Annotated in this window: 23 protein-coding genes and 4 pseudogenes; 18 read left to right on the top strand and 9 right to left on the bottom strand. The window is 42.8% G+C overall.

Going from position 1 to position 23,047, the window contains the following annotated elements; all coding sequences use genetic code 11:
- Positions 1–96 precede the first annotated feature (96 nt).
- Positions 97–1,362, top strand: a pseudogene (locus FKV70_RS16650) (IS110 family RNA-guided transposase).
- A gap of 645 nt (positions 1,363–2,007) precedes the next feature.
- Here FKV70_RS16650 and FKV70_RS16655 read toward each other — a convergent pair.
- From FKV70_RS16655 to FKV70_RS16680, 5 genes are all read right to left on the bottom strand, one after another.
- Positions 2,008–2,355: a winged helix-turn-helix transcriptional regulator gene (locus FKV70_RS16655; protein WP_019685981.1), complete on the bottom strand. Its 348-nt coding sequence runs from the start codon at positions 2,353–2,355 to the stop codon at positions 2,008–2,010.
- A 160-nt stretch (positions 2,356–2,515) separates the two neighbouring features.
- The gene (locus FKV70_RS16660; RefSeq protein ID WP_058711000.1) at positions 2,516–3,262 is read right to left on the bottom strand and encodes an SDR family NAD(P)-dependent oxidoreductase; all 747 of its coding nucleotides are present in this window, start codon (positions 3,260–3,262) and stop codon (positions 2,516–2,518) included.
- A 174-nt stretch (positions 3,263–3,436) separates the two neighbouring features.
- Positions 3,437–3,901, bottom strand: coding sequence for an HAD-IA family hydrolase (locus FKV70_RS16665; RefSeq protein WP_244310767.1), 465 nt, complete (start codon positions 3,899–3,901; stop codon positions 3,437–3,439).
- Between the two features lie 603 nt (positions 3,902–4,504).
- Positions 4,505–4,681 (bottom strand): tyrosine-type recombinase/integrase, encoded by a 177-nt coding sequence (locus FKV70_RS27120; protein ID WP_162305672.1) that lies wholly within the window; start codon positions 4,679–4,681, stop codon positions 4,505–4,507.
- 176 nt (positions 4,682–4,857) lie between these two features.
- Entirely contained in the window at positions 4,858–5,148 is a 291-nt protein-coding gene (locus FKV70_RS16680) for a hypothetical protein (protein WP_142613535.1), read from the bottom strand.
- Between the two features lie 481 nt (positions 5,149–5,629).
- Here FKV70_RS16680 and FKV70_RS26680 point away from each other — a divergent pair.
- The 13 genes and pseudogenes from FKV70_RS26680 (at position 5,630) to FKV70_RS16745 (ending at position 17,498) form a co-directional block, all read left to right on the top strand.
- Positions 5,630–5,809, top strand: a pseudogene (locus FKV70_RS26680) (hypothetical protein).
- Positions 5,810–5,911: 102 nt separating this feature from the next.
- Positions 5,912–6,642: pseudogene (locus FKV70_RS16690) on the top strand (IS5 family transposase); the annotation flags it as partial.
- A gap of 144 nt (positions 6,643–6,786) precedes the next feature.
- Positions 6,787–7,287 (top strand): hypothetical protein, encoded by a 501-nt coding sequence (locus FKV70_RS16695; RefSeq protein WP_142613537.1) that lies wholly within the window; start codon positions 6,787–6,789, stop codon positions 7,285–7,287.
- 110 nt (positions 7,288–7,397) lie between these two features.
- Positions 7,398–7,553, top strand: a complete 156-nt coding sequence (locus FKV70_RS26685; RefSeq protein WP_231887652.1) for a phage terminase small subunit-related protein — start codon at positions 7,398–7,400, stop codon at positions 7,551–7,553.
- A gap of 201 nt (positions 7,554–7,754) precedes the next feature.
- On the top strand, positions 7,755–8,003 hold the full coding sequence (locus tag FKV70_RS26270; RefSeq protein WP_197492123.1) for a hypothetical protein: 249 nt from the start codon (positions 7,755–7,757) through the stop codon (positions 8,001–8,003).
- 271 nt (positions 8,004–8,274) lie between these two features.
- Positions 8,275–9,697, top strand: a pseudogene (locus tag FKV70_RS16705) (tetratricopeptide repeat protein).
- 586 nt (positions 9,698–10,283) lie between these two features.
- Entirely contained in the window at positions 10,284–11,111 is an 828-nt protein-coding gene (locus tag FKV70_RS16715; RefSeq protein ID WP_142613538.1) for a TIM barrel protein, read from the top strand.
- A 16-nt stretch (positions 11,112–11,127) separates the two neighbouring features.
- Positions 11,128–12,474, top strand: a complete 1,347-nt coding sequence (locus FKV70_RS16720; RefSeq protein WP_102998328.1) for an amino acid permease — start codon at positions 11,128–11,130, stop codon at positions 12,472–12,474.
- 160 nt (positions 12,475–12,634) lie between these two features.
- Positions 12,635–13,648 carry an SIS domain-containing protein gene (locus tag FKV70_RS16725; RefSeq protein ID WP_019685995.1) on the top strand — a complete coding sequence of 338 codons (1,014 nt, stop codon included), beginning with the start codon at positions 12,635–12,637 and terminating at the stop codon, positions 13,646–13,648.
- Positions 13,649–13,742: 94 nt separating this feature from the next.
- The gene (frlD, locus tag FKV70_RS16730; protein WP_142613539.1) at positions 13,743–14,525 is read left to right on the top strand and encodes a fructoselysine 6-kinase; all 783 of its coding nucleotides are present in this window, start codon (positions 13,743–13,745) and stop codon (positions 14,523–14,525) included.
- 63 nt (positions 14,526–14,588) lie between these two features.
- Complete coding sequence (locus FKV70_RS16735) at positions 14,589–15,317, top strand: GntR family transcriptional regulator (RefSeq protein WP_016819462.1); 729 nt, start codon at positions 14,589–14,591, stop codon at positions 15,315–15,317.
- A gap of 270 nt (positions 15,318–15,587) precedes the next feature.
- The gene (locus tag FKV70_RS16740) at positions 15,588–16,238 is read left to right on the top strand and encodes a glycosyltransferase (RefSeq protein WP_208738417.1); all 651 of its coding nucleotides are present in this window, start codon (positions 15,588–15,590) and stop codon (positions 16,236–16,238) included.
- 204 nt (positions 16,239–16,442) lie between these two features.
- A complete protein-coding gene (locus FKV70_RS16745) occupies positions 16,443–17,498 on the top strand; it encodes an acyltransferase family protein (protein WP_142613541.1) in 1,056 nt (351 codons plus the stop codon).
- 111 nt (positions 17,499–17,609) lie between these two features.
- Here FKV70_RS16745 and FKV70_RS16750 read toward each other — a convergent pair whose 3' ends face one another.
- A complete protein-coding gene (locus tag FKV70_RS16750) occupies positions 17,610–18,752 on the bottom strand; it encodes an SPRY domain-containing protein (protein ID WP_142613542.1) in 1,143 nt (380 codons plus the stop codon).
- Between the two features lie 208 nt (positions 18,753–18,960).
- Between FKV70_RS16750 and FKV70_RS16755 the strand changes: the two genes are divergently transcribed.
- On the top strand, positions 18,961–19,194 hold the full coding sequence (locus FKV70_RS16755; protein WP_425280362.1) for a hypothetical protein: 234 nt from the start codon (positions 18,961–18,963) through the stop codon (positions 19,192–19,194).
- 148 nt (positions 19,195–19,342) lie between these two features.
- Here the strand turns inward: FKV70_RS16755 and FKV70_RS16760 are convergent, their stop codons facing one another.
- Positions 19,343–19,708: a cupin domain-containing protein gene (locus tag FKV70_RS16760; protein WP_142613544.1), complete on the bottom strand. Its 366-nt coding sequence runs from the start codon at positions 19,706–19,708 to the stop codon at positions 19,343–19,345.
- A gap of 110 nt (positions 19,709–19,818) precedes the next feature.
- Entirely contained in the window at positions 19,819–20,361 is a 543-nt protein-coding gene (locus FKV70_RS16765) for a GNAT family N-acetyltransferase (RefSeq protein ID WP_142613545.1), read from the bottom strand.
- Between the two features lie 116 nt (positions 20,362–20,477).
- Between FKV70_RS16765 and FKV70_RS16770 the strand changes: the two genes are divergently transcribed.
- Both FKV70_RS16770 and FKV70_RS16775 read left to right on the top strand, forming a co-directional pair.
- Positions 20,478–20,966 carry an aminoglycoside 6-adenylyltransferase gene (locus FKV70_RS16770; protein ID WP_142613546.1) on the top strand — a complete coding sequence of 163 codons (489 nt, stop codon included), beginning with the start codon at positions 20,478–20,480 and terminating at the stop codon, positions 20,964–20,966.
- Positions 20,950–21,549 (top strand): dienelactone hydrolase family protein, encoded by a 600-nt coding sequence (locus tag FKV70_RS16775; protein ID WP_142613547.1) that lies wholly within the window; start codon positions 20,950–20,952, stop codon positions 21,547–21,549. The genes FKV70_RS16770 and FKV70_RS16775 overlap by 17 nt, the downstream gene beginning before the upstream one ends.
- Before the next feature lie 45 nt (positions 21,550–21,594).
- Here FKV70_RS16775 and FKV70_RS16780 read toward each other — a convergent pair whose 3' ends face one another.
- A complete protein-coding gene (locus FKV70_RS16780; protein WP_142613548.1) occupies positions 21,595–22,284 on the bottom strand; it encodes an ArsR/SmtB family transcription factor in 690 nt (229 codons plus the stop codon).
- Between the two features lie 98 nt (positions 22,285–22,382).
- Here FKV70_RS16780 and FKV70_RS16785 point away from each other — a divergent pair, with 98 nt between their 5' ends.
- The gene (locus FKV70_RS16785; protein WP_142613549.1) at positions 22,383–23,021 is read left to right on the top strand and encodes a flavin reductase family protein; all 639 of its coding nucleotides are present in this window, start codon (positions 22,383–22,385) and stop codon (positions 23,019–23,021) included.
- Positions 23,022–23,047: the final 26 nt, after the last annotated feature.

Raw genomic sequence — 23,047 nt, forward strand, 5'->3', positions numbered from 1 at the left:
ATATGGTCTTTGCACAAAAACGAGCGCCTCGGTACGATGGGGTTACGTCACGGGTCAATGCCCTAAAAAGCCCATCATCTAGGAGGTCGCTCTACTATGAAGTTTAAATCACAAGATAAACAAAATCAACGCATTGAAAACATTTCCTCATCGCATTTAGTTGTCGGCGTAGATATTGCACAGGAGGCACACGTCGCTCGTGCGGTTAGCTTTCGGGGAATTGCCTTAGGATCGCCGCTAGAGTTCGGCAGCCATGACGAGGGTTTCCAGCTGTTCGGCCGCTGGATTCAAGATCTGCTCAAGTCGTACACGCTGAGCAAAGTCATCGTCGGCATGGAACCCACCGGTCACTACTGGTTCAGCCTGGCTCGCTGGCTTTCGGTCAAAGGCATTGAGGCTGTTCTCGTAAATCCCCATCTCGTCAAAAAGAACAAGGAAAACCGCGACAATACGCCATCTAAAAGCGACCGCAAAGACGCGCTCGTCATCGCGGATATGGTCAAAAACGGTTACTATTCCCCTGTGCGCTTCAACCCGGAAGCTTACGAGGAGCTGCGGATTCTCATGGCCAACCGCGACACAGTTGCCAAACGGCTAAACAGCGCCGTTAACCAGATTCATCGCTGGGTAGATATAGTCTTTCCGGAACTTCGTCACGTCTTTAAAATCCTTACCTGCACCAGCGCCATAGCCACGTTAAGGCTGTTTCCTCTCCCGAAGGACATTAGCCAGTTAACGACGGAACAAGTCATTGCCGGCTGGAAGCAATACGTGAAACGCCATGCGGGCATTCATCGAGCCGAGCAGCTCATTGCCCTGGCTAAACGCAGTGTTGGCGCCACGCAGGCGCTGCACGCCTACAAACTGCACTTGGGTCAGCTGCTCGAAGAATACGACTTGGCGCAGCGCCAGCTTGAGCAGATTGAGCACGAGCTTCACTACATCCTGGTGCGTATTCCGTACGCTCAGAAGTTGCTTGCCATTCAAGGCGTAAATGCAACGAGCTTAGCTGGTGTGCTAGGTGAAGCCGGTGATCTGAGCGGCTATGCACACGGCAATGCTTTACTCCGCCATGCCGGGCTAAATCTAGCAGAAGCCAGTTCTGGGAAATGACGTGGAAAGATGGTGCTCAGCAAACGTGGGCGCCCTCGTCTCCGACGCTTCCTCTATCTCATGACGATGTGCATGGTCATGACCAATCCGGATGTTAGAGCGCTGCACCACCACAATGTCGACGTGAAAAAGCTAAAGAAAATGAAATCTATTATGAAATTATGCGGTAAAGTAGCCCGAATCCTTGTCAGTCTGGCGAAGAGCAGCGAGGCTTACGACTCCAACAAAGTTTTTCCGCAAGCAGCTTAACCGGCATTTTCTCACCAGCTGATGCATTCGCAGGATTCCAAAAAGCACGGAGTATCGGGAGACATTACGCAAAAGGGCTCGGACCCGTTCCGTTAAAAAAACCGACCTCCACCCCTTAGTAGATGTAACGAAGGAATGAAAGGGCTTGGACCCGTTGAGACATGGGAGTGAAAATCGCTAGGGGCGACATGGAGACGTGCAGAATATGGAGTGAATTGGGTGATTCATCCCGCACCCCTGTTCCTGCACGCCCTTTCAGTTGTTCCAAGCTATCGGCTCCTCTGTTCCCTTCTTATCTCGCGCTAAACTAAAGGTGAAATCCTGCGAATTCAAGAGTTTGAGTGAGAAAAATTAATCATTTCGAGGGAGCGTAATGGGTTCATTGTCATTAGCCTCAACCGCTTACCTGTTTGCTCAGACTCCTGGCAACAGCTGGGGCATGATGCTTTTGCCATAATCCAAGACGTACTTATTAATCTCTGAGACAAGTTTTGTGTCCTTAGTTTTGTAGTGCACCTTGTTAATTACGAAGTAACCTGTACTAGAATATTGCTCATCACTCGAAAACATCAACGTAAAACGATAAAACAAAAAAGCCGCTAAAATAGCGACTTCAAATGGGACTATGCTCTTGTCCCCCGACAGTTAATCCAGATACAAAATCTCAATCTCGCCCGGAGCGAAGGATTGCTCTGCGTAATTTCCCCCCCAATCACAAAGCGATCTCAAAATGGGTTCAAGTGATTGACCCAGTTCCGTCGTTGAATATTCCACCTTAGGCGGTACCTGATTGTACATCTTTCTGCGAATTAATCCGTCTGTTTCCAGTTCCCGAAGAGTTTGAATCAGCATCTTTTGCGATATATTATGAACGAGTCGCTTAAGCTCTCCCGTCCGTTTAGGTCCTTTTATTAAATAGTACAGAACAAGCCCCTTCCACTTTCCTCCGATAACCTCTAGTGTAACTTCCAGTTCACAGAAAAATGTTTTCATATCAATGCACCATCTCCCGATCTAAGAATATCCCCTTCATGTATCGCTTGATCCTTCAAAGATCACTGAAGGAAAAATTGAACGTTACATGGAGGGGATAATACAATCGCATTTAAGTTGATTTAAAAATCTTTGTCGTTTGAAAATTATTATGTCCTGGTTAAACTTGAGCTACTCCGCCATCTACGAATAATTCAACGCCGTTCATATAGCTGCTTTCATTAGAGGCTAGGAACATGACAGCATTGGAGATCTCTTCAACCTGCCCCACTCTGCCGAGCGGAATATCATTTTTTGCCTGTTCCAGGAAATGATCTAGTTCAGAGCCAAATAACTCATCGTACGCCGGCGTTACGATTGTTCCCGGACTAAGGATGTTTATACGAATTTCGGTCCCTCTCATATCAAGAATCCAGCTGCGGACGAGCTGTCTGATCGCTGCCTTGGATGCACCATAGATACTAAACGCTGGCATCCCCGTCGAGCCAGCAGTGGATCCCGTTAGAATAATCGAACCTCTTTTATTTGGAAACAAAGCTAATGCCTTTTGTACTGTAAAGATGGTTCCTTTCACGTTGACATCGAAAGTCTTGTAGTATTGTGCTTCTGTAATTTCTCCTAATGGAAGCAATGACCCTAGTCCGGCATTTGCAAAGAGAATGTCCAAGTGTCCCTTTTCTCGCTTAACTGTTTCGAATAATATATCTAGATCTTCCGATTTAGATATGTCACCTCGGACACCTGTAACATTCTTTCCGATCTGCTTTACTGCTTCATCCAGTTCACGTTGTCTGCGTCCCGTGATAAAAACGTAAGCCCCTTCTTTTACGAACTGTTGTGCCGACGCGAGACCGATGCCGCTTGTACCTCCGGTTACAACTGCTACCTTCCCGTCAAATTTCCCCATTCTATTACACTCCTTTTATAATGATTTATATGGTATAGGATGCTCTGTCTGCTTCATGAACCTCCTATGAACGATAGTATGGGGGGAAAGTTACAAGAAAAACAGTACCCACTTTTTTGTGATATAGTCACCAAAAAGTGATAATTGAGGCGGCACAAGCGTTTTTTTTACAGCCTAACAGATGGAAGTGAGCTCCATTAAGTTTGAGATTGTATATGTGCTTTTAATTTCTGCCGGACTTATTTGTCCGGTTCTGTTGACCCAACAGGTGTCAATGCCCGACTGAAGACCACCTTTGATATCTGTATTTAATGAATCTCCAATGACAAGCGCATCCTTTCTATTAAATTCTGAAATATGACTTATGACGTAATTGAAAAATTCTTCCTTCGGTTTTTGATAACCAATGCTTTGCGAATCAAAGATATCCTCGAAAAACTTATATAGCCCAGACTGCTTCAAGCGTTTGATTTGCGTGTGAGTGATACCATTCGTGATTACGAACATTCGATGGGTCTTTGATAAGCGATGACAGACATCCATTGCGCCTTCCATAAGCAATTGGTTTCCATCTCCCAACAATTTCCTATACAAACCTTCCCATTCCAAGCCGACCACGATTTCCCCCATTCTCAACATTGTAAAAGAGGGCTCCATTAATTACTCACCACATGATACCACGTATTTGAACTATCCTGCCCGTTAGCTTAACGTCGCGGTTCAGTCTACAGTTTTCAGCAGGCGACCGTAGGATGCTGCTATGAAGGATCTGGAGATGAGACGGAGGGACTTGAGACCATTAAGGCATCTGCCTTGTACTTGTTGCCTCAATTATTTTCTTCTACCAAATCTTCTACCGAAATACGGATATCTGTAATACCTGACGGAACCTTATTTATTGTTGGATAGGCTATAGAAGCCTTGTAAAACCCATCAAATTTCAACGCACTCGTAATGCGTAGGCCAGGAATCCAGTTCCCTTCACCAGTATTCTATAAAACTCAAGCACAGCGCGGCTTCCAAGCTTTTTGGAGGTCGCGCTTTTTCGTTTGAAGCGAGCATCCTTCTAACATTCTTCTAACCTTTAGTCTAGTAAAGTAAGTTCTTCAGTGCTAATTCTCTCTCCTGTAATTGAATCGCCAATGTTTTTTAACACCGCTTCTTGGAAATTCGGAAGAACATGTTGTTCTATTTCAGAAATGGTATAAGCTTGTTGAACTGAGGCCGTTTTCCTCTGTAAATCTACCTCTGCACGGGGTAGTGCAAGTATCTCACTTTGGCGCTTCTTCTTTTTTCCTTGGGCAAGTCTACATACGAGGCAAGTGGTTTTAATTTTGTCATCAGCAATTTCCCAAGGTTAGGAATAATGTGCGTGTTTACTAACCACTCATAAGATTTCCAAGTACTATGTTTAACCAAGTTTTTTTGTCTTTGAGCCAGGTCCCCATAATTTCACCGAAAGTTTTCTTGGTCGGTTCTACGAAGGTTCCTTTATTAAAAGAACTGGGAATGTATGTTCTGTTTTTGTGTTAAAAGAAAAGCCCGCAAAGGGCTCGGGGTTATATTGTATCGAAATTTCATGTGTATGGAAGTTTTTACTTTGTTCCTATTATACGGAACGTAGTCATATCATTATTCTTAATCTTAAATTTATATTTCACTCTGTTTCTAATAGTGTTTGAAACAATGACATTTTCATTTTTATCCAATAATCCCATTTCTTTGAGTAAATCTTGTGCATTATCATAATTGTAATCACTGTTTGTTGTCATTATTAAAGCAATCATAGCAGTCATTAAATTTCCATCAATTCTTTTTTTGAAACCTCCAGAACCTATTAACATAACTTCCTGTATTTTCTGCTTTGAATCAATGGTTCCTATCATGCTTAACTCATCATTGAAAGTGTATTGGAACTTTTTATGCTCTATTTTTAATTTCGATATGTGTAAGTAATATAATTTATTTTTTTCAGCAACGGCATTGAACGTTTCTGTAAAATCTCCTACTGTCATATCGAAAATATATGTGTTTGAACCAGCTTCAGAAGTAGCTTTGACATCAGAGGTATCAACTGTTGTCTGAGTTGTCTAGTGAGTTGTAGTAATTGGATTTTGTGCTTCACCCTCAGTGCCACACCCTGCGAGAACTACTGTTGCCATAATATTTATTAATAGAATTCTTTTCACTTTAATCTTCCTTTTATCGACCCATCGGTTGGGAAACTTGCTCATTTTATCTTGTCAAAACTTATTATCTAATTTTGGGTTTAATCATGCAATACTTCGTAGGTTTTTACCTACTGTTCTATCATGAAATTAAAAACAACAGGAGTAGCCAGCATGATAGTAACGTGTGTAAAGATTCATGATCGTGAAGACCGTTGAGGGAATCCTCGAATCCAAGGCGTAGTAACGGAAGATTGTTAAGGCTGGTATAGCTCAGTGGGTCAAAGACCTGCAAGCTGGGAATATAAAAATGCAGACGGTCCAGGACTTGGATCGTCTGATTGAGTTGGATATTAAGCTTCAAGAGGACGAGCTGTAAATCTGTTTTATTATCTTGCTAGGGCCTGTACGCAAACTGTACAACTCGTAGAAATCTAGTAAAATAAGGCACATGAGACGAAGATACGAGTTAACGGATGAAGAATGGAATATAGTTGACCCCCTGTTGCCCCCAGCCCGAAAAAAACAGGGAGGACGTCCGCCCAAGGATCGGCGCCAGATGCTCAATGCCGTGCTTTGGGTTGCTCGAACGGGCGCGCCATGGCGGGATTTACCGAGTTACTATGGCCCTTGGTCTTCAGCCTACAGCTTTTTCTGGCGGCTACAAAAAGCGAATATTTGGGGTGAAATACTGAAGCATGTCGCCATCGAGCCGGATTGGGAGCAGGTCATGGTCGATGCCACCATCGTCCGCGTCCATCAACATGGAGCGGGCGCAAAAGGGGGCAGGACCGGCAAGCAATCGGACGTTCGCGCGGAGGATTAACTACCAAAATTCATGCGATGGTGGATGCGCTCGGCTATCCGCTGCGTTTCGAATTGACGCCAGGACAAGACCACGATTCTGTCACCGGCTATCGCCTTCTTCATGAACTGGACTTCTGCCCGGGCGAAGTGTTGGCTGATCGCGCCTACGATACCAATGTCATTCTGGAGCTTTTGCAAAGCCGAGCGATCACTCCGGTTATCCCAAGCAAACGCAATCGGCGGGTAAAGCGCCCGTTAGATTCTGAAACGTATAAAGAGCGACACTTAATTGAATGCTTTTTCAACAAAGTAAAAAACTATCGACGCTTGGCCACTCGCTATGAAAAAACAGCGAACATGTTCATGGCTTTTTTGACGCTGCTTTCAATTCGTTTATGGCTCAAATAGGTTTGCGTACAGGCCCTAATCAATGCATAAATATATATTTATTAAATAATATTATGATTTTATTGAAAAATAGACTAAAAACATGGAATCTTTTAGTAGAATGAAGTGGTAGTTTTAAAACAAATATAGAGAGGGATAAGCTTGAAGAAAAAACATTTTATTGTACCGGCCTTAGCTCTGGGTCTAATAGGGGGAGCTGTTGCAGTACCTAATACGATTTTTGCAGATTCAGATGCTGCTGTAACTGATTCTGCAACATCGACTGCAGCGACCCAAGATGCTGGTACAACAACTACTAGCGACCATGTAATAACTCCTCAGAGCCTAGGAAATTCTTTTAACTTTACTTCAGGGGGAAGTGCAACTTCATCAGGCACCTTCGAGGTTCCTAAGGGTTTCGGGTATGTTAAATTGCGCATTAGAAACTATGCAAATGCCCCAGTTGATTTTACTGTAGAACACAATGATTCTGGTAAAGCGTATGTTGACGGCCAGACAATCAGCAAAAACACTGAAACTATTTGGAGAAGTTCTGATGCTATGCGTTCCGGACGATATACAATTCAGTTCCGCGGTGGTTCAAACAAAGTTAATGTGGAAGTATGGGGCGTAGCCGGTTCACTGCCTTCGGACGCAAAATAATAACTGAACAAAATCAAGAGAGAGCTTCAGACCTTCATATGGTCTGGAGCTTTCTTCTTTGTTTTTCAAGGTCACATCATTTACATTCGTGGGGGTGGTGATTGTGTAACATGGCGAGAGAACGGAGTCCTGAGCGGAATAAAACAAAACAGATGTGGCTGGAGAGCGGCGGAGCGATGAAGCTAAAAGACATCCCGCCGCTCTATCTATTCCTGTGGGAGGGGGACGCAAATGGAAGTCTATGGACTGCTGGCAGGATCAATTGAACGGGGACGTTTTTGATTCCTCCAATGGGAACGTTCCTAATCCAAGGGGAGAGCCAAAGGGGAACAAGAACGCAGTCGGCAATCGCGTCGGTGTTCCCCCCAGGTAACTAAAACGCCAAGGGTAATAGTGGCGGACCCGGTGGTCCGTACCGCAATAAAAAGGCCCTGAAGCACGGCATTTACGAAACGATCTTTCTTGATATGTTGAACGAGCAGGAGCAAGCGCTGTTTGATGCCATTGAGGTGGATACGCTCGACCAGTTAAAAACAACATTAAAGACCTTGGTTGTTTCAGAACGCCGAACAATGCGCCGCATCAAGAAGCTTGAAGCCAGCCTGACCGATGAAGAAAAGAAGACAAAAAAGGAAATTGTACCAGGTTACGGAGATAACCACCGTTGTTGCTTTCAAACTGGACAAGATTCTCAAGCAGGAAGATCATCTCAATAAGGTGCGCGACAAGAAAATTCGTGTTCTCGCTCAAATTGTAGCCATTGAGCATGAACAAGCAAGGCTGAAACTCGCCAGCCAATGAGCCAAAAGAACAATGCTAAAAAACTCACTTTCTGGCTAGCAAAGAAAAAAAGAAGTAAAGTATCTATAGTCCTACTGGCAGCTCTATATGATTTCGCAAAAAAAGATGTTGACAATTGTTAATTTATGGATAAAAATAGTAAATGAATATAAAATACTAGGATTTTATTCGAGGGGTGGCTATGGCATGAAGCATACACCTACGATTCGAGCAGAATTAGACAGATACATACAACCAAGAGGGCATGAGTCTAACGCAGTTTGGGCATATAGCAGGCATGAATAGGGGAATAGTAAGCGCTATTGTGACAGGGAATAAGACTATGTCTGTTAACCAGCTTGACCTAATCACTGAGGCTATGGGTTTGCCAGAAGGACATTTCTACGATCTGTTTATAGAAAACTACATCATCGACACTCCTCCAAATATGAGGCGAATCGAGCCGTTTTTATTTCGCTGTGCGGAGTTGGACAAGCTGGATGCGATCCGTCGAGTGGTGGGAGCCATCATGGATAATCTACTCTATTCACCCAAGCTATTTGAAATTGCGGAAGACCTATTTGCACAGGAACGATATGCTGCTGCGCTGCTGCTCTATGAGAGTGTAGCTGAAGCGGAGAGATATCAACATTCTGAACGACTAGCCATCTGCCAATATCGCATATTTACGATTCAAATTGGGGACGATCAAAGTCGTAATATCAGGGCGGCAGCGGTGTTTGAAGCTTTTGTCGAACGTCTAGATGAAATAGACCAACTTGACGCATTAAAGGATTTGGCAAACGTGTACAGGTCTTTGCGCAAATGGGACAAGGTTGATGAGATAGCGAGGAAAATGAGAGCTAAAGCCGAAATCCAATATGCACTGAAACATCAACAGAATGATCGGGAACGTCCTGAATCTACTCTTAAGCTTAGCCGTCCTTTGTTTGTATACATTTCCTATGCTGATCTGCTGTGTGCAGGTGTCTGCGAAGCCCAAGGCGATTATCAACAAGCTCTAGATTATACATACGCCTATGCTAATTTAGATTGGGTAAAAGAGACGGATAAGGATACCCAACATTGGATCGGCTTGTTTCAACATTGGGCAGAAGTTAATACATACGTATTTAAACTTTTGTCCGGGGATACAAGTGTGCTAACGGATTATGTTGAATACATTGCTGCTTCAACCAATAAAGCCGATAAAGAAATGGTAACAAAGCTACTGAACGTAGTGTTGGCAGCTAATCGATATCAGTTGGATGTGAATCACATACTTAAACGTTTTAAAACGGTTATTGACTCTTTTGTGCAGCAGGGACAGCTAGCATCTGATATGTACTCTAATCAAGTTATACCAGAGCAATTCGCACGATTGAGTTACGAATTAGCTTATTATCATTTATATCGAGGTACATACAACGATGGCTTCAAATACTTGATGTATTCAATGGTAAGTTATCATACACTAAATAATGAGACTTATTATATAAACTGTATAGGGCTGTTTGAGCATTTCCGTACTCATGCGGTTCCTGAAACAATGGAAAAATTCTCAAAATTTATTGAAAAGGTGTGGTTAGATAATGTTGAAAAAGGTTGCTTTTCTGATCATCGCGGCTAGCTTTTTGTTTATTGTTACTGTGTCTGTTCAGTCACATAGTCATGTTATTCAACTAACGGATGTCGTTGGAGGAGCTTAAACGTAAGCAAAGCAAATCCCCGCTAACCTTAATTGGTCGGCAGAGATTTTTTTGTTGAAGACTGATTGACACAATTTTCGTAGCTCACTTATATGTTCTTCAATGAGCTTCGAGAGCAAATCAAATTTATCTTGATAGTGATGTATATAGTCCTTGGACCAACAGTCGCTTTATCGGAAATATCTTGGATTGTAATTTGATCGAAACTTTTTTAGACATCAGCTCAATAAGAGATATGATAAGTAAGCCAGTGCTTCAGCGAAAGTAATGGGGACATGGTAGTAAGAGCGCTTAATCCTTGGATAGAACAACAAAAGCAGGCCTAACGAGCAAATGTACTCGTTTAGGCTTGCTTTTTTTACTCCTATAGGAGCTGAGCAGCCCACATTAGGAACCAGTTGAATGACTTTTTAATTATTTTCAAAAAGACATTGAAATATTTGTGACTCCTAGTTATAATACAAGACATAACAATTAAGAGCGCTTACATGGGAGGGGGGGAAGCAGATGAAGATTGCAGGAATGAATATTACGTACAGGTATTTTCCTTTCGAGCACTTTCTGGACCAAGTCGCCGAGCTTGGGATCGAGCACATCGAGTTGTGGGCGGGCGAGCCTCATTTATACGTCTATCGGAATGTTCTTGGCAACTTGAGGCACATAAGGCAGCAACTGAAATCCCGAGACATGAAGGTCGTCTGTTATACGCCGGAACAGTGTGTCTATCCCTTCAATATTGCTGCTTCCGATTCCCAACTGCGGCAGAAGAGTATCGTATACTTCATAGATAATCTGTACGCGGCTCTGGAGCTGGAGACCAACATGATGCTTGTGACTTCAGGAATAGGGGACTTCGCTGTATCGCAATTGGAATCATGGAAATATGCAAGCGACTCCATCTATCAGATATCCAGGGTGGCGGAGAAGGAAGGGGTGACTTTAGCGTTGGAGCCTCTGACCCGATTCGAATCGAATCTAATTATCGATGCTAAGGGAATCAAGAGGATGCTGGAGGAGATTCGTTCCCCCTCATTAAAAGGGATGATCGATACCGTAGCGATGCAGCTCGCTAACGAGACACCCGAAGATTATTTCTCCCTACTTGCGGAGATGGTTCATTTCCACCTGATTGACGGTGACGGCTTGTCTGATGCGCATCTTGCTCTGGATGATGGGGTGCTGAATTGGCGGGAATATCTAACCAGTCTTCAGAGCCATCATTACGAGGGAGCTTGTACACTAGAGATTATGGGGTTCAATTATTATCAGAATCCACAGGAAGTACTTAGGGAATCAGTCAGGAAAATAAGGGGAATGGAAGTCTTATCACCTTGATTTGGAGGAACTCGTTATGAGTAATGACTCTCTTACACGAAAACTGGGCTTTTGGTCGGCCCTAGCCATCGCTGTTGGAACTACGGTAGGTTCCGGAATCTTCGTCTCTTCCGGTGATGTCGCAAAAGCTGCGGGTATGCCTTCGATCTCAATTCTAGCCTGGATTATTGGTGGAGTTATTGCGATTCCTCAGGTCATGGTGCTGGCTGAGTTGGCGACTGCCTACCCGCAAAATGGAAGCGGTTACGTATACTTGAATAAAGCAGGATGGAGGCCTTTGGCTTTTCTATACGGATGGGCAACCTTCTGGGCCCTCGATCCTCCGTCCATTTCAATTATGGCTCTGGCCATTGTTGCATACCTGGCGAGCTTCTTCCCTTTCTTCGTTGGAATTACCGGTAAACTGCTAGGAGTAGCGATCATTCTGATCATCACGTCCATCCATTACCGTAGTGTTAAGGCAGGCGGTAGTTTTCAGGTCATTATTACGGCTATCAAAATCATCCCTTTCCTGATTGTCATTGTGCTGGGCCTCATGTATATGAACTTTGACAACTTTGCTTACACGCCCGTCGCAGGAGCGACAAGTTCAAGCTTAATTGGTGGCGTATCTGCCACGACGTGGGCTTACACGGGAATGGCCGCCATTTGTTTTATGGCTGGAGAATTCAAAAATCCAGGGAAAGTTCTCCCTCGCGCCTTAATTAGTTCGGTACTGATTGTATTGGGTTTATATACGCTGCTTGCGGTATGTGTCACCGGCCTAATGCCGTTCGATAAACTGATGGGTTCCAGCTCCGCTGTGTCCGACGCCGTCAAGTATATTCCCGGATTATCCGGCATGGCCTCATCTTTTGTAGCTGTTACCGCGATTATTGTTATCCTGGGTTCCTTGAGTTCTTGCATTATGTTTCAGCCTCGCCTGGAGTATGCCATGGCGAAGGATGGGCTGTTCTTTCAGCGTTTTGCGAAAGTTCATCCCAAATTCGAAACACCAAGCTTTTCGATTATTGCTCAGGTTACGTTGGCCTGTATTCTTGTGTTCTTCAGCAATTTAACCGAACTGCTGGGTTATTTCACGCTGATTCAGCTGGTCATTAACATTCTGGACTTTGCCGCGGTCTATAAATGCCGTAAGAGAGAGGATTATAACCCGATTTACCGCATGCCAATGTGGAGAGTAACTACTATCCTGGCTATCCTTGGGGCAGGATGGCTGGCTTGGGGAACCTTTACGTGGGCTCCAGTGCAGGGCATGATTGCCGCGGCGATCGTCATCGCAACGGGTCTGCCTGTGTATTACTACTGGGAGAAGAAGTATGGATCTAAAAGCAGTCATGACAGCAGGAATATAGTCATTTAGCCCAGATGAAATGAAGGGAGCCAACTCTAACTCACTGATTTCCTTCTTATTTTACAAAAATAGTTGTTTTAATTGTATTGTCTGGTTATGATACTATATATAATAAATAAAAATGGATGATATTGGAGAGGAACCGATCCAGTATAGGGAGGGAACGTAAATGTTGAATTTTGACGAACAGTTATTCCTTAAGCTTGTGGAACAAGAGGGCCTGGCCTTTAGAGGACAAATTGAAGAGATTGTAGACGGGATTGCCAAGAAAGGGTACAGCAATATTTTTCTGATTGGTGCGGGTGGCACAATTGCGATGATGTATCCTTATGAGTATATTCTGAAATCAAACTCGACCATCGATGTGCATGCGGCGATTGCTGCTGAGTTTATGGTGATGAACAACAGACATTTCAGTAAGGATTCCGTATGTATTTTTACATCTGTGTCGGGAACCACGCAGGAGACCGTTGCGGCAGCCGAGTTCTGTAAGGAACGGGGAGCGACTACGATTGCACTTGTGGCAGAAAGGGATACTCCATTAACCAAAATTGTAGATCACTGTATCACAACCGGCTCGGAGAAACATTCCTTTGATACATTCTTCATGCTCCTGTACATGGTTGTGTTCCGGTTCATGTATAACAACAATGAGTTCCCTCAATATGAACAGTTCACGAAGGAAGTTGCCTTATTGCCGCGTGCGATTCTGGACGCAGTCAAAACCTTTGACCCTAAAGCGGAAGCTTTTGCAAAAGAACATAAAGATACTGACTATCATATGATGGTTGGCTCCGGCAACCTGTGGGGGAACACGTACTCCTACGCGATGTGTATCCTGGAAGAAATGCAGTGGATTCATGCGAAGTCGATTCATGCGGCGGAATTCTTCCATGGCACGCTTGAGCTTGTGGTTGAAGATACCAGTGTTATTCTGCTGAAAGGCGAAGATGAGACAAGACCACTGATGGATCGGGTGGAAAGATTCGCTGAGAAGATTACGAAGAAGCTGACCATTATTGATACCAAAGACTTTGCCATGGAAGGCATTAGCGAGGAGTTCAGAAAGCATTTTGCCGTAAGTATCAACTGGTCTGTACTAAGCCGTATCAGCGCCTATCTGGAGCGTGAGAGAAATCATCCATTAACACTTAGAAGATACTATCGCCAAATGGAATATTAAGATACGCAACCTTAGTTCATTCTATATTGATGCATTTGATTTGAGCACTACTTCGTAGTGCTCATTCTTTAATAGCAGGGAAGGCGGGAGCAAGATGAGAATCATTACAGTCGGGGATAATTGCATGGATGTCTATCAAGCAAGCGGCAAAGCCTATCCTGGAGGCAATCCGGTGAATGTGGCCGTCTATTTAACTGAAATGGGTGCAAAGACGGCCTATCTGGGCTGGGTGGGCACCGACATTTATGGGGAGATCATGATCCAGGCTATTCAGGACAAGGGTGTGGATACTTCCCGAATTTCAAAAAAGGACGGAAAAACAGCGGTAACCCACGTGGAGATGGTGGAGAATGACCGGAGGTTCGGCGAATACGACGAGGGAGTTATGGCACAGTTTTTCCTTACAGCAGAAGAGATCGATTTTGCTGTCAATTATCAGCTTGTCCACTCAGGGATATGGGGACATGCCGATCCGTACTTTCCTCTCTTTAAGGAAAAGGGCCTGATCACTTCCTTTGATTTCTCGGATCAGTTGCAGGATGATCGGGTACAAACGTTAACGCCCTATGTAGACTATCCATTCTTTTCGTACACTCAGGATGATGATTATATCCGCCAACTTTTGGTAGAGGTCAAGCAAAGAGGAGCGCAGATTGCTGTAGCTACCTTGGGGGAGAACGGTTCGCTTGCTTACGATGGCGAACAATTCTTTCCGCACGGCGTGGGTAAGGTGAACGTCGTGGATACGATGGGAGCTGGGGATTCCTTCATTGCCGGGTTCCTTTACGGCCGATTGAAAGGGCTTTCAGCGGAGGACTGCCTGGAGCTTGGGACAATTACAGCTGGGAAGACGGTAGGTTATTTCGGTGCATGGTGACTGGAGATGATCATCAATGTATAATACTTATTATAATCATTGATGGATAAGGATGAATTTACCATGAATTTGAATCCTTCAACCCCCCAGCCGCTGTATATGCAGATCAGGCAAATGTTGAAGAACGATATCCAGGACGGACGGTACAAACCGGATGAACAGATTCCAACCGAAGCAGAACTCTGTGATACTTATAGTGTAAGCCGAATCACTATACGGAAAGCAATTGAGGAGCTCGTGCGGGAAGGAACCCTGACGCGAATTCCTCGTAGAGGCACCTTTGTGGCCTCCAACAAATTTCATAATGAACTGTTATCCGTAAGCGGTTTCTCGGAGTTCAGCCACCAGCTGGGCATGATTCCAAACTCACGGATATTAAGAAGCGAAGTAATCCCGGCATCTGAAGAGGTGGCTGGACATCTTCTTATTGAAGAAGGCAGCCCTGTGTTGGAGCTTGAACGCTTGATGTATGTAGATGACCGCCCGCTTTTTTATGATATAGCCCATTATTCGCTGACCCGGTTTCCGGATTTGGAAAAAAAGATCGCAATGAAAGAATCGACTTACAAGATTCTGGCGGAGGATTATAACACCGAGATCGTGAGCAATGACAAGATCATTGATGTGATCGGTGCGACTAAAGATTATGCGAAATTTCTGGAATGTGATATCGGGGCGAACTTATTCCGGATATTGAAAATTGCTTTTGATGCAAACGATGAGCCTGTTCATCTCTCTACATTTATGTGTGAGACGAATCGGGTCAACCTGACGGTCCACCGGGCAAAATAGTCATGCCCATCGGCATGGCCTATTCTCCAAAAGGATTTAGCATCTAAACGATTATATGGGTGATTCAGAACGTAGCTTGTTCATCAGAATTACTTTTTTACTTGGATCATGGAGTCTTGGGCTCTGCTGGCAAGTACCGGCAGGCCTTTTTTGTGTTTTGAAAAACGAAATTATGTTTTTGCAAGATGGTTGTAAGGATAGTATAAAATTAGATGTTTCAATCATAATAAGACAGCCTGTTTATTCCAAACGTAAGAGGAGCAGATGAATGTGAAAAATAAATGGTTACTGGCATTGTCGTTAACCTTGGCGCTCGTCTTTAGCATGACTCCATTAGTCGTCGTGCAAGCGAAGGCGGGGGAGGAAAAGGGCTCCACTTGCCTAAGTCCCAAAATGGTGCAACTGAAGGTCGATATGCAGAAGGTATGGATCGACCATACCATATGGACGAGAAGCTATATTGTCAGTGCCGTATCTAATCGTCCGGATCAGAAAGACGTATTGGACCGACTTTTACGGAACCAACAGGATATCGGCAATGTGATCAAGCCTTATTATGGGGAAGCTGCCGGTAATAAGCTGGCTGATCTTCTGAGAGAGCATATTCTGATCGCAGGGAAGATAGTAGCGGCTGCCAAAGCAGGTAATCAGGCAGACGTGAAAAAGCTAGAAGCAGTTTGGCATACAAACGCCGATGATATCGCCAAATTTTTAAGTGCAGCGAATCCGAACTGGCAGTTCAAAACGCTACAAGATATGCTGTATACGCACCTTCAGTTGATAACGGAAATAGTCCTTAACTGTATCAAAGGAGACTGGAAAGCAGATATTGCAGCAACCGATAAAAATGAGATCCATATGATTCATTTAGCGGACATTCTTACAGAAGGCATTGTCAAACAGTTTCCAGAAAAATTTTAAGTAAGTGGTGCAGTCGCCGCAAAGCAGATTAGCTTTTTGTAATCACCCCAAAGGTGGCTATGGAAAGCTTTTTTTGCCTTTTGTGGGGCGCCTCTTTTGCATAAAAATGGGACGTAATAGGATGTACAAAAAAATAAATATTCTATATTATTTGTTTGTGCTAATATATCTCTATTCCATTACAACTAGAAATGAGGATACTGTGTGCATCATGACAAGGAATTAAAGCTTGTAGAAACAAATATTGCGAAAGGGATTGCTGTAATACTACTTTTGATCCACCATCTTTTTGCTTTTCCTGACCGGTTAAAATATGACTATGTTTCATTATTTAGTTTATTTCATGAGAGAGGAGAATTCTATTTAGGGCATTTTGGTCAGATCGCCATTTCTATTTTTTTATTTTTGAGTGGGTATGGTTTGTACAAGAGCAATGTTCAAAATCCACAGCATTTAATGCAGAAAAGCTTTACAAGATTAAGCAAAATCATGATAAACTACTGGGTTGTTTTTTTACTTTTTATTCCGGTAGGTCTGTACTTTTTTGGGAATTCCGATAGATTCCAACATAACACAACAATGGATTTTTTGCGGAATTTTATAGCGTTATCCAGTTCATATAATGGTGAGTGGTGGTTTTTGTATGACTATATCCTGCTGCTATTAATTTTTCCGGTAACCTTCCAAGCCTTTCAACGTAATGCATGGGTAACGCTTCTAATTGCGGGTCTAGTTTTTTATAATTCCTATTCACAAGGAAACTATTACAGCATTATGTATTGGCAATTGCCATTTATGATAGGGTTGTTCTTTGCGAAATATAAATTGTACTCATGGATGAATAAGATTTACAATTCTATTATTTTTAATAATATACTATTTGATGTTATTGTTCTTGTGCTGTTATTCCGTTTTCGTACTACGAGTCAATTGTTTGAGAAGACAACGATTGACATGATAATAGCTCCTGTAGTTATCCTCGTTAGTATTCATTTAATGAATAAATTAAAACTAACCAGACCTTTCGCTTACTTAGGGAAAAATTCAATGAATATTTGGCTAACCCACACCTTTTTTTGTTATTATTATTTTCAGAGCATTGTTTTCTTCCCCAAGGTATCTATCTTGATCTTGTTATGGTTAATATTGTTAACGGTACTTACCTCAATTATTATTAACAGCATCATCAGTCTCATTAATAACAAGGTGTATACTAAAAATATAGATCTTAATCCAAACCAAGTTGGAAGCCAAGTCTAGGTTTGTTATTAGCACTCATTCAAGAGCAATTTACTAAAATATAAGCGCAGCCTCCATGCTTTTTGGAAGCTGCGCTTTTTTATTGAAAGGAGCGTGTTGCAAACCTTATGTTTATTTGGTTGAATACTCACTTACTTCAAATGTGAGAATTTTGTTGAAGATTACGTAGTCTTTACGGTTACTGAATGGACCTTTGTTGTTATTGTGCTTATCAATGGCAAAAAATGAAGGACCTCTGCCAGCATCTTTAGCGTCGTACCAAGCGATGAAGGCGTTTAATTCTTTTTTACTTAGATCGAATTCTTTATCAAATCCATTGTCCATCGTTACAGTTAGAATAGCGCGGTCACCAGTTGGCTGTGAGGAACCATCTGTATCCGACGGATCTGGCGTTGTGGACGACCCAGGTGTTGTAGATGAATCAGGTGTTGTAGATGATCCAGGTGTTGTAGATGATCCAGGTGTTGTAGATGATCCAGGCGTTGTGGATGATCCAGGCGTTGTAGATGATCCAGGTGTTGTAGATGACCCAGGTGTTGTAGATGACCCAGGTGTTGTAGATGACCCAGGTGTTGTAGACGATCCAGGTGTTGTAGACGATCCAGGTGTTGTAGACGATCCAGGTGTTGTAGATGATCCAGGCGTTGTAGATGACCCAGGTGTTGTAGATATACCTGAATCTTGGTAAGGAAAAAATCCTTCTGGAATCGGATATTTAAAATCACTTGCTCCAAAATTAGCTGTTGCAACTAATGGTAATGATAAATTAAGTCTTGTCACTGATGGATATACAGTGCTGCCGATTTGAGAAGGTTTATAGCGTGAAATTCCCTGTGAAACGCCATTTTTATAATAAGTGAGTTTATCATTATCTAAATCTAGAGCAATAGAAATAACATCATTCGGTCCAAAAGTTAAACCATAAGAGTATGCAAGAACGGAAGAGTTATATAAGAAGTTTTGACCATCGTAACCATAATATCTAGTTATTTTACTTTTATCTGAGTTAGTAATTCCGATAGCTGCTTGAGTAGAATTAGTGGATATTTCCCAATACCACTTACCTGAGCTCTTCCCTTTACTGGCAACCTCAGTATAATTCCAAGAAGAAATTGTTCTACTAAGAGATCCGTCGGACCAAGTTACATTTGTTGTTTCAGCTCTCGAAACTGTAGGGAATAAAGAAAGCACTGAAGCTCCAATAAGTAAGGCTAGCAAGATACTTCCCATTCTTTTAAACATTTTATTTTTCATGACTTCCTCCTAAAATTATGTAATAACAAGTGAATTATAAAACTGGATTGGGATAATTGTCCAAACATTAAATGATATATATTCAAATGTAAGTAATATTTTGGAATTTAATTTTTATATAAAGAATTGAGATAACATACGCAGAAATGCTTGTTGCAGAAGGAATCGATATATAATTTAACGAATGAAAATATTTGAGGTGATCGTTGTGAAACGTACATATAAAAGATTAAAGACCGACATAGAGCTGTTTGGAGCCGCTTTGGTCCAGGCGCATGTATATGTGGTATCCGTTGATGAGGAACTACGCGTGACATTTGAGGATTACGGGGGAATAGTAGAGGAGATTAAGCCAGAATCAGTCAAGATATCAGGAAAAATTTTCATGAGAGACCAGCTTGAATTTCGCGTAGATCTTGTAGCAGGAGAAGAACCTAGATGATCTAATCCTGAACGATCTAGTAACTCCGGCTCAATTCCGGAATTAGATGCGTATAAGAAAAATAAATCAAACAGCGGTGAACCAAGGCTTAAAAATAAAGTCTTAGGCTGCCGCTGTTGCCATTTGATTAATTCTTCTTTTCATGTATTTAAATCCAAACATCATTGGCTGCCGTTAATTCTGACTCCGTCCCTCCAGTATTTACTATACCCCTCGGCTCTACTAGCATGATATGGCACTCTTTCTGTGCGAAGGGCTTATGTTCGACTCCCTTAGGTACAATAAACATTTCTCCTTGGGAAACCTGTACACGCCCATCTCTAAAATCAATGAACATCTCGCCTTCAAGTACAATAAAGACCTCGTCGGTATCTTGATGATCATGCCATACAAAATCCCCCACTATTTTTACCAATTTAAATTGGTAGTCATTCATTTCACCAATAACTTTCGGAGACCAATGTTCACTAAACTTAGATAACTTTTCACTCAGTTTGATGGATTGATAATTCATAATAACCTCCTTAGAAATTTCTGAAAATCAAATTACAATAATAAGAATACTGTAATTTGGCACTCCTATCTACTACCTCCAGTGCTTAAACGAATGTTTACCCTGAAAGCTTAGATATCCTCTGCCGGATTTATAATCGCCAGAACCTGATGGTCCTCCCATTTTCCATTAATTTTTACGTTGCTTCGAGAAATACCTTCTTTGTGAAAGCCAGCCTTCTCAAGCACCCGGATGGACCCTGGGTTCCGAGGAGAGGCTTCTCCGACGATCCGATGAAACTTTAGTTCATCGAAAGCGTAGCGAACCACCTGCTTCACCGCCTCCGTCATATAACCCTTGCCGTTATAAGCTTGGTCTAAGCTGTATCCGATCATACAGCTCTGAAGGGGGCCCCTCACCACAAAAGATAGACCTATACTACCTATAATCCGGTCGTCCTCCTTGTGGCACACCACGAAGGAATATTTCCGATCCTCCGCCATGTCAGCCTTACTTTTAATAATCGTTTGAAGCTGGTGTTCCTCCGTATAGTGGTCTTCTTGGTGTTCTGGTGAAAACTTATCAAAGAACTCCCGATTGCGTTTGTACATTGCTGTCAATTCTGCGACGTCCACCTCTTCTGGGAATCGGACGTACACTTGCTGCTCCGACATCTGCACCATCCTTCCATACGATGATAATGAAGGAATTATATCACAAGATAAAGATGAAGAATTTGATTTGATGAGTGTGTGCATCAGAAGCATCACTTTGAATTCCGGGGGTAAGGATGCTGCTCGATAAGACGGGAAATGGACACCTAATCATCCCTCAAACCACAACGACCCCACTTACGCCCCCGATATCTGAAACGGCTTTTCTACAGGTTGTTAATATGTATTGCTTCGCCTCTTTATATGTGGCTAAACAAATTTTGCGCCATGATATGTGGGTAGCCAAGCAACGGGATACAGACTGTAAACAATTATTGCTGCAAATGATAGAATGGCATGCCAAAGCCCTACATGGAGCCGATTATGATACTTGGCATGCAGAGAAATTTCTGAATGAATGGGCTGAGCAGGAGATTGTTGCTGATTTGAAGAAATCTTTTGGGGAATACGATCCCCATCATAGTTGGGCAGCACTGATTGTATCTTTTGAGCTGTTCAATCGGTTATCCTTGGAGGTGGCGGCTAAGTATAAATATACGTTTCCGGGAGATTTGTTTTCCCATATTCAAACCTGGTTGGAGGAGCAATATGATAAGCATAGATAAAAAGTCGGACACTCTAATTGTCGTGCTGCATGAGATTTATGGGATGAACCAGCATATACAAAATTTTTGTAGCTTATTATCGGATGAGGGTTATGACGTCATTTGTCCCAATTTAATAGGCAAAGAAACGTCTTTTGACTATTCGCAAGAGGAGGCTGCCTATGCCCATTTTATGGGGAATATAGGATTTGAACGCGCTACCTATCATATCAAAAGTTTGTTATTAAGTATTCGAGCTCGCTATAAAAAGGTATTGATCGTCGGGTTTAGTATCGGGGCAACGATGGCCTGGCTGTGCAGCCAAGAAAAATATGTTGATGGAATCGTAGGATACTATGGCTCTCGTATTCGAAACTATTTAGAAATAACTCCACATTGCCCAACACTGCTTTTTTTTCCACACGAAGAACGATCATTTAATGTGGATGAGCTCATTTCAACTTTAGACAATCGTAATATCCGGGTACATAAATTCAACGGACAGCACGGATTCGGCGATCCGTACTCTCCCCGATATCACGAATATTCAGCCAAGCAATCATTTAGCGAAATGATAGAATTCTTCAGAGAGGTTAATCAGTAAGTAACATCTAATGTGAAATAAGAAAAGGGTTAGATCTGTAGTTATCTAGCTGATCTCTATCTCAAAAACCTCCTTAAAACCTCTTTTACCATCGGCTGTAATGCGTATCGCGCGGGTTGTGGGCAGATGCTCGATCCAGTGTAATTCGAATAATCTATCCAAGAGAGCCTTTCCTAAGGCACCGGCAAGGTGATGGCGTCGTTCACTCCAATCCAGGCATTTGTGTGAGAAGGAGCGACGCTTTTGTCTTGTGTTCTTGAGGTTGATCTGAAAGTCAGCGAAGAAAATCTCTCCTTGTTGAGTAATATGAAGTCCGTCCTGATCCTCGGAAAGAATCCCCTTTTGAATGAAAAAACTCATGATCTGTACGCCTAAATAACCTGCAATATGATCGTAGCAAGTTCTTGCCAACCGTATGGCCTCGTTTTCAGAGGCTTGTTTGAATGATTTGATTGGAACAGGTGGAGCTATGGATAAAAGTGACTCCATCACCTGGGCAACTTCAGGATCTTGAATGCCATAGTAACGGTGACGCCCTTGTTTTTCTACGGTGACGACTTGTGCCTCGGTCATTTTAGCCAGATGGAAGCTGGCGGTTTGCGGTTTGATGCCTGCCATATGGGCCAATTCACTTGCCGTGTGGAATCTGCCGTCTAATAGGGCGGTGAGAATGGCTGCACGGGAAGGCTCGCTGACGAGAGAAGCGATCATGGCTACATTTGATTTGGTGCTCATGGCACGATTATCCCCCTTTGTAATCCATACTTCGATGAAGGTTGAAATGTTTACATTTTACAATAAGGAGGCATATCTGAACAGAAGGAGAAGAGGACATGGACTCAATGAATCAAATAAATCAATCGAATGTCAGCCCAAGCATACAAACGATAACCCCTAGCATTTTATATTATGGAACGTCTGTGATTTTACTCAACACGCTGAATGAGGATGGAACGACCAATATTAGCCCTATTTCCTCCTCGTGGGCATTAGGAGATTGTGTGGTACTAGGCATTGGAGCAGGCGGCAAAGCATTAGAAAATATGGAGCGGCATCCCGAATGTGTAATCAATGTTCCTGGACCTTCCATGTGGGAAAATGTAGAACGGTTAGCTCCTTTTACAGGCAAGAATCCTGTTCCAGTGGAAAAAGAGAAAAATGGATTTACATATCACAAAGATAAGTATGAGATCAGCGGACTGACTGCGATTGACTCGAATAGAGTCCGGCCCACCCGAATCAGGGAATGCCCTATTCAAATCGAAGCTAGGGTGAAAGAAATCCGGATTCCTGGCCATTCCCCTTATTTTGCGATCGTTGAAACCCAAGCTGTACAAGTGCATGCTCATCAGGATATCATCCGCGGTGAGAATCATATTGATCCGGCAAAGTGGAGTCCGCTCATCTATAATTTCCGCCATTATTTTGGTCTGGGTGAGCATTTGGGCAAAACCTTCCGGTCCGAAACTTGAACATTCAGTAAAATAATAATATCCTA

The sequence above is a fragment of the Paenibacillus ottowii genome (assembly GCF_006874425.1).
Lineage (GTDB): Bacteria > Bacillota > Bacilli > Paenibacillales > Paenibacillaceae > Paenibacillus > Paenibacillus ottowii.

Excerpts from the sequence above, each read along its gene's own strand:
- FKV70_RS16655 (WP_019685981.1), bottom strand. The coding sequence starts at position 2,355 with ATGAAAACATTTTTCTGTGAACTGGAAGTTACACTAGAGGTTATCGGA.
- FKV70_RS16660 (WP_058711000.1), bottom strand. The coding sequence starts at position 3,262 with ATGGGGAAATTTGACGGGAAGGTAGCAGTTGTAACCGGAGGTACAAGC.
- FKV70_RS16665 (WP_244310767.1), bottom strand. The coding sequence starts at position 3,901 with ATGTTGAGAATGGGGGAAATCGTGGTCGGCTTGGAATGGGAAGGTTTG.
- FKV70_RS16680 (WP_142613535.1), bottom strand. The coding sequence starts at position 5,148 with ATGATAGGAACCATTGATTCAAAGCAGAAAATACAGGAAGTTATGTTA.
- FKV70_RS26685 (WP_231887652.1), top strand. The coding sequence starts at position 7,398 with ATGGCGAGAGAACGGAGTCCTGAGCGGAATAAAACAAAACAGATGTGG.
- FKV70_RS26270 (WP_197492123.1), top strand. The coding sequence starts at position 7,755 with ATGTTGAACGAGCAGGAGCAAGCGCTGTTTGATGCCATTGAGGTGGAT.
- FKV70_RS16715 (WP_142613538.1), top strand. The coding sequence starts at position 10,284 with ATGAAGATTGCAGGAATGAATATTACGTACAGGTATTTTCCTTTCGAG.
- FKV70_RS16720 (WP_102998328.1), top strand. The coding sequence starts at position 11,128 with ATGAGTAATGACTCTCTTACACGAAAACTGGGCTTTTGGTCGGCCCTA.
- FKV70_RS16725 (WP_019685995.1), top strand. The coding sequence starts at position 12,635 with ATGTTGAATTTTGACGAACAGTTATTCCTTAAGCTTGTGGAACAAGAG.
- frlD (WP_142613539.1), top strand. The coding sequence starts at position 13,743 with ATGAGAATCATTACAGTCGGGGATAATTGCATGGATGTCTATCAAGCA.
- FKV70_RS16735 (WP_016819462.1), top strand. The coding sequence starts at position 14,589 with ATGAATTTGAATCCTTCAACCCCCCAGCCGCTGTATATGCAGATCAGG.
- FKV70_RS16750 (WP_142613542.1), bottom strand. The coding sequence starts at position 18,752 with ATGAAAAATAAAATGTTTAAAAGAATGGGAAGTATCTTGCTAGCCTTA.
- FKV70_RS16760 (WP_142613544.1), bottom strand. The coding sequence starts at position 19,708 with ATGAATTATCAATCCATCAAACTGAGTGAAAAGTTATCTAAGTTTAGT.
- FKV70_RS16765 (WP_142613545.1), bottom strand. The coding sequence starts at position 20,361 with ATGTCGGAGCAGCAAGTGTACGTCCGATTCCCAGAAGAGGTGGACGTC.
- FKV70_RS16770 (WP_142613546.1), top strand. The coding sequence starts at position 20,478 with ATGCTGCTCGATAAGACGGGAAATGGACACCTAATCATCCCTCAAACC.
- FKV70_RS16775 (WP_142613547.1), top strand. The coding sequence starts at position 20,950 with ATGATAAGCATAGATAAAAAGTCGGACACTCTAATTGTCGTGCTGCAT.
- FKV70_RS16780 (WP_142613548.1), bottom strand. The coding sequence starts at position 22,284 with ATGAGCACCAAATCAAATGTAGCCATGATCGCTTCTCTCGTCAGCGAG.
- FKV70_RS16785 (WP_142613549.1), top strand. The coding sequence starts at position 22,383 with ATGGACTCAATGAATCAAATAAATCAATCGAATGTCAGCCCAAGCATA.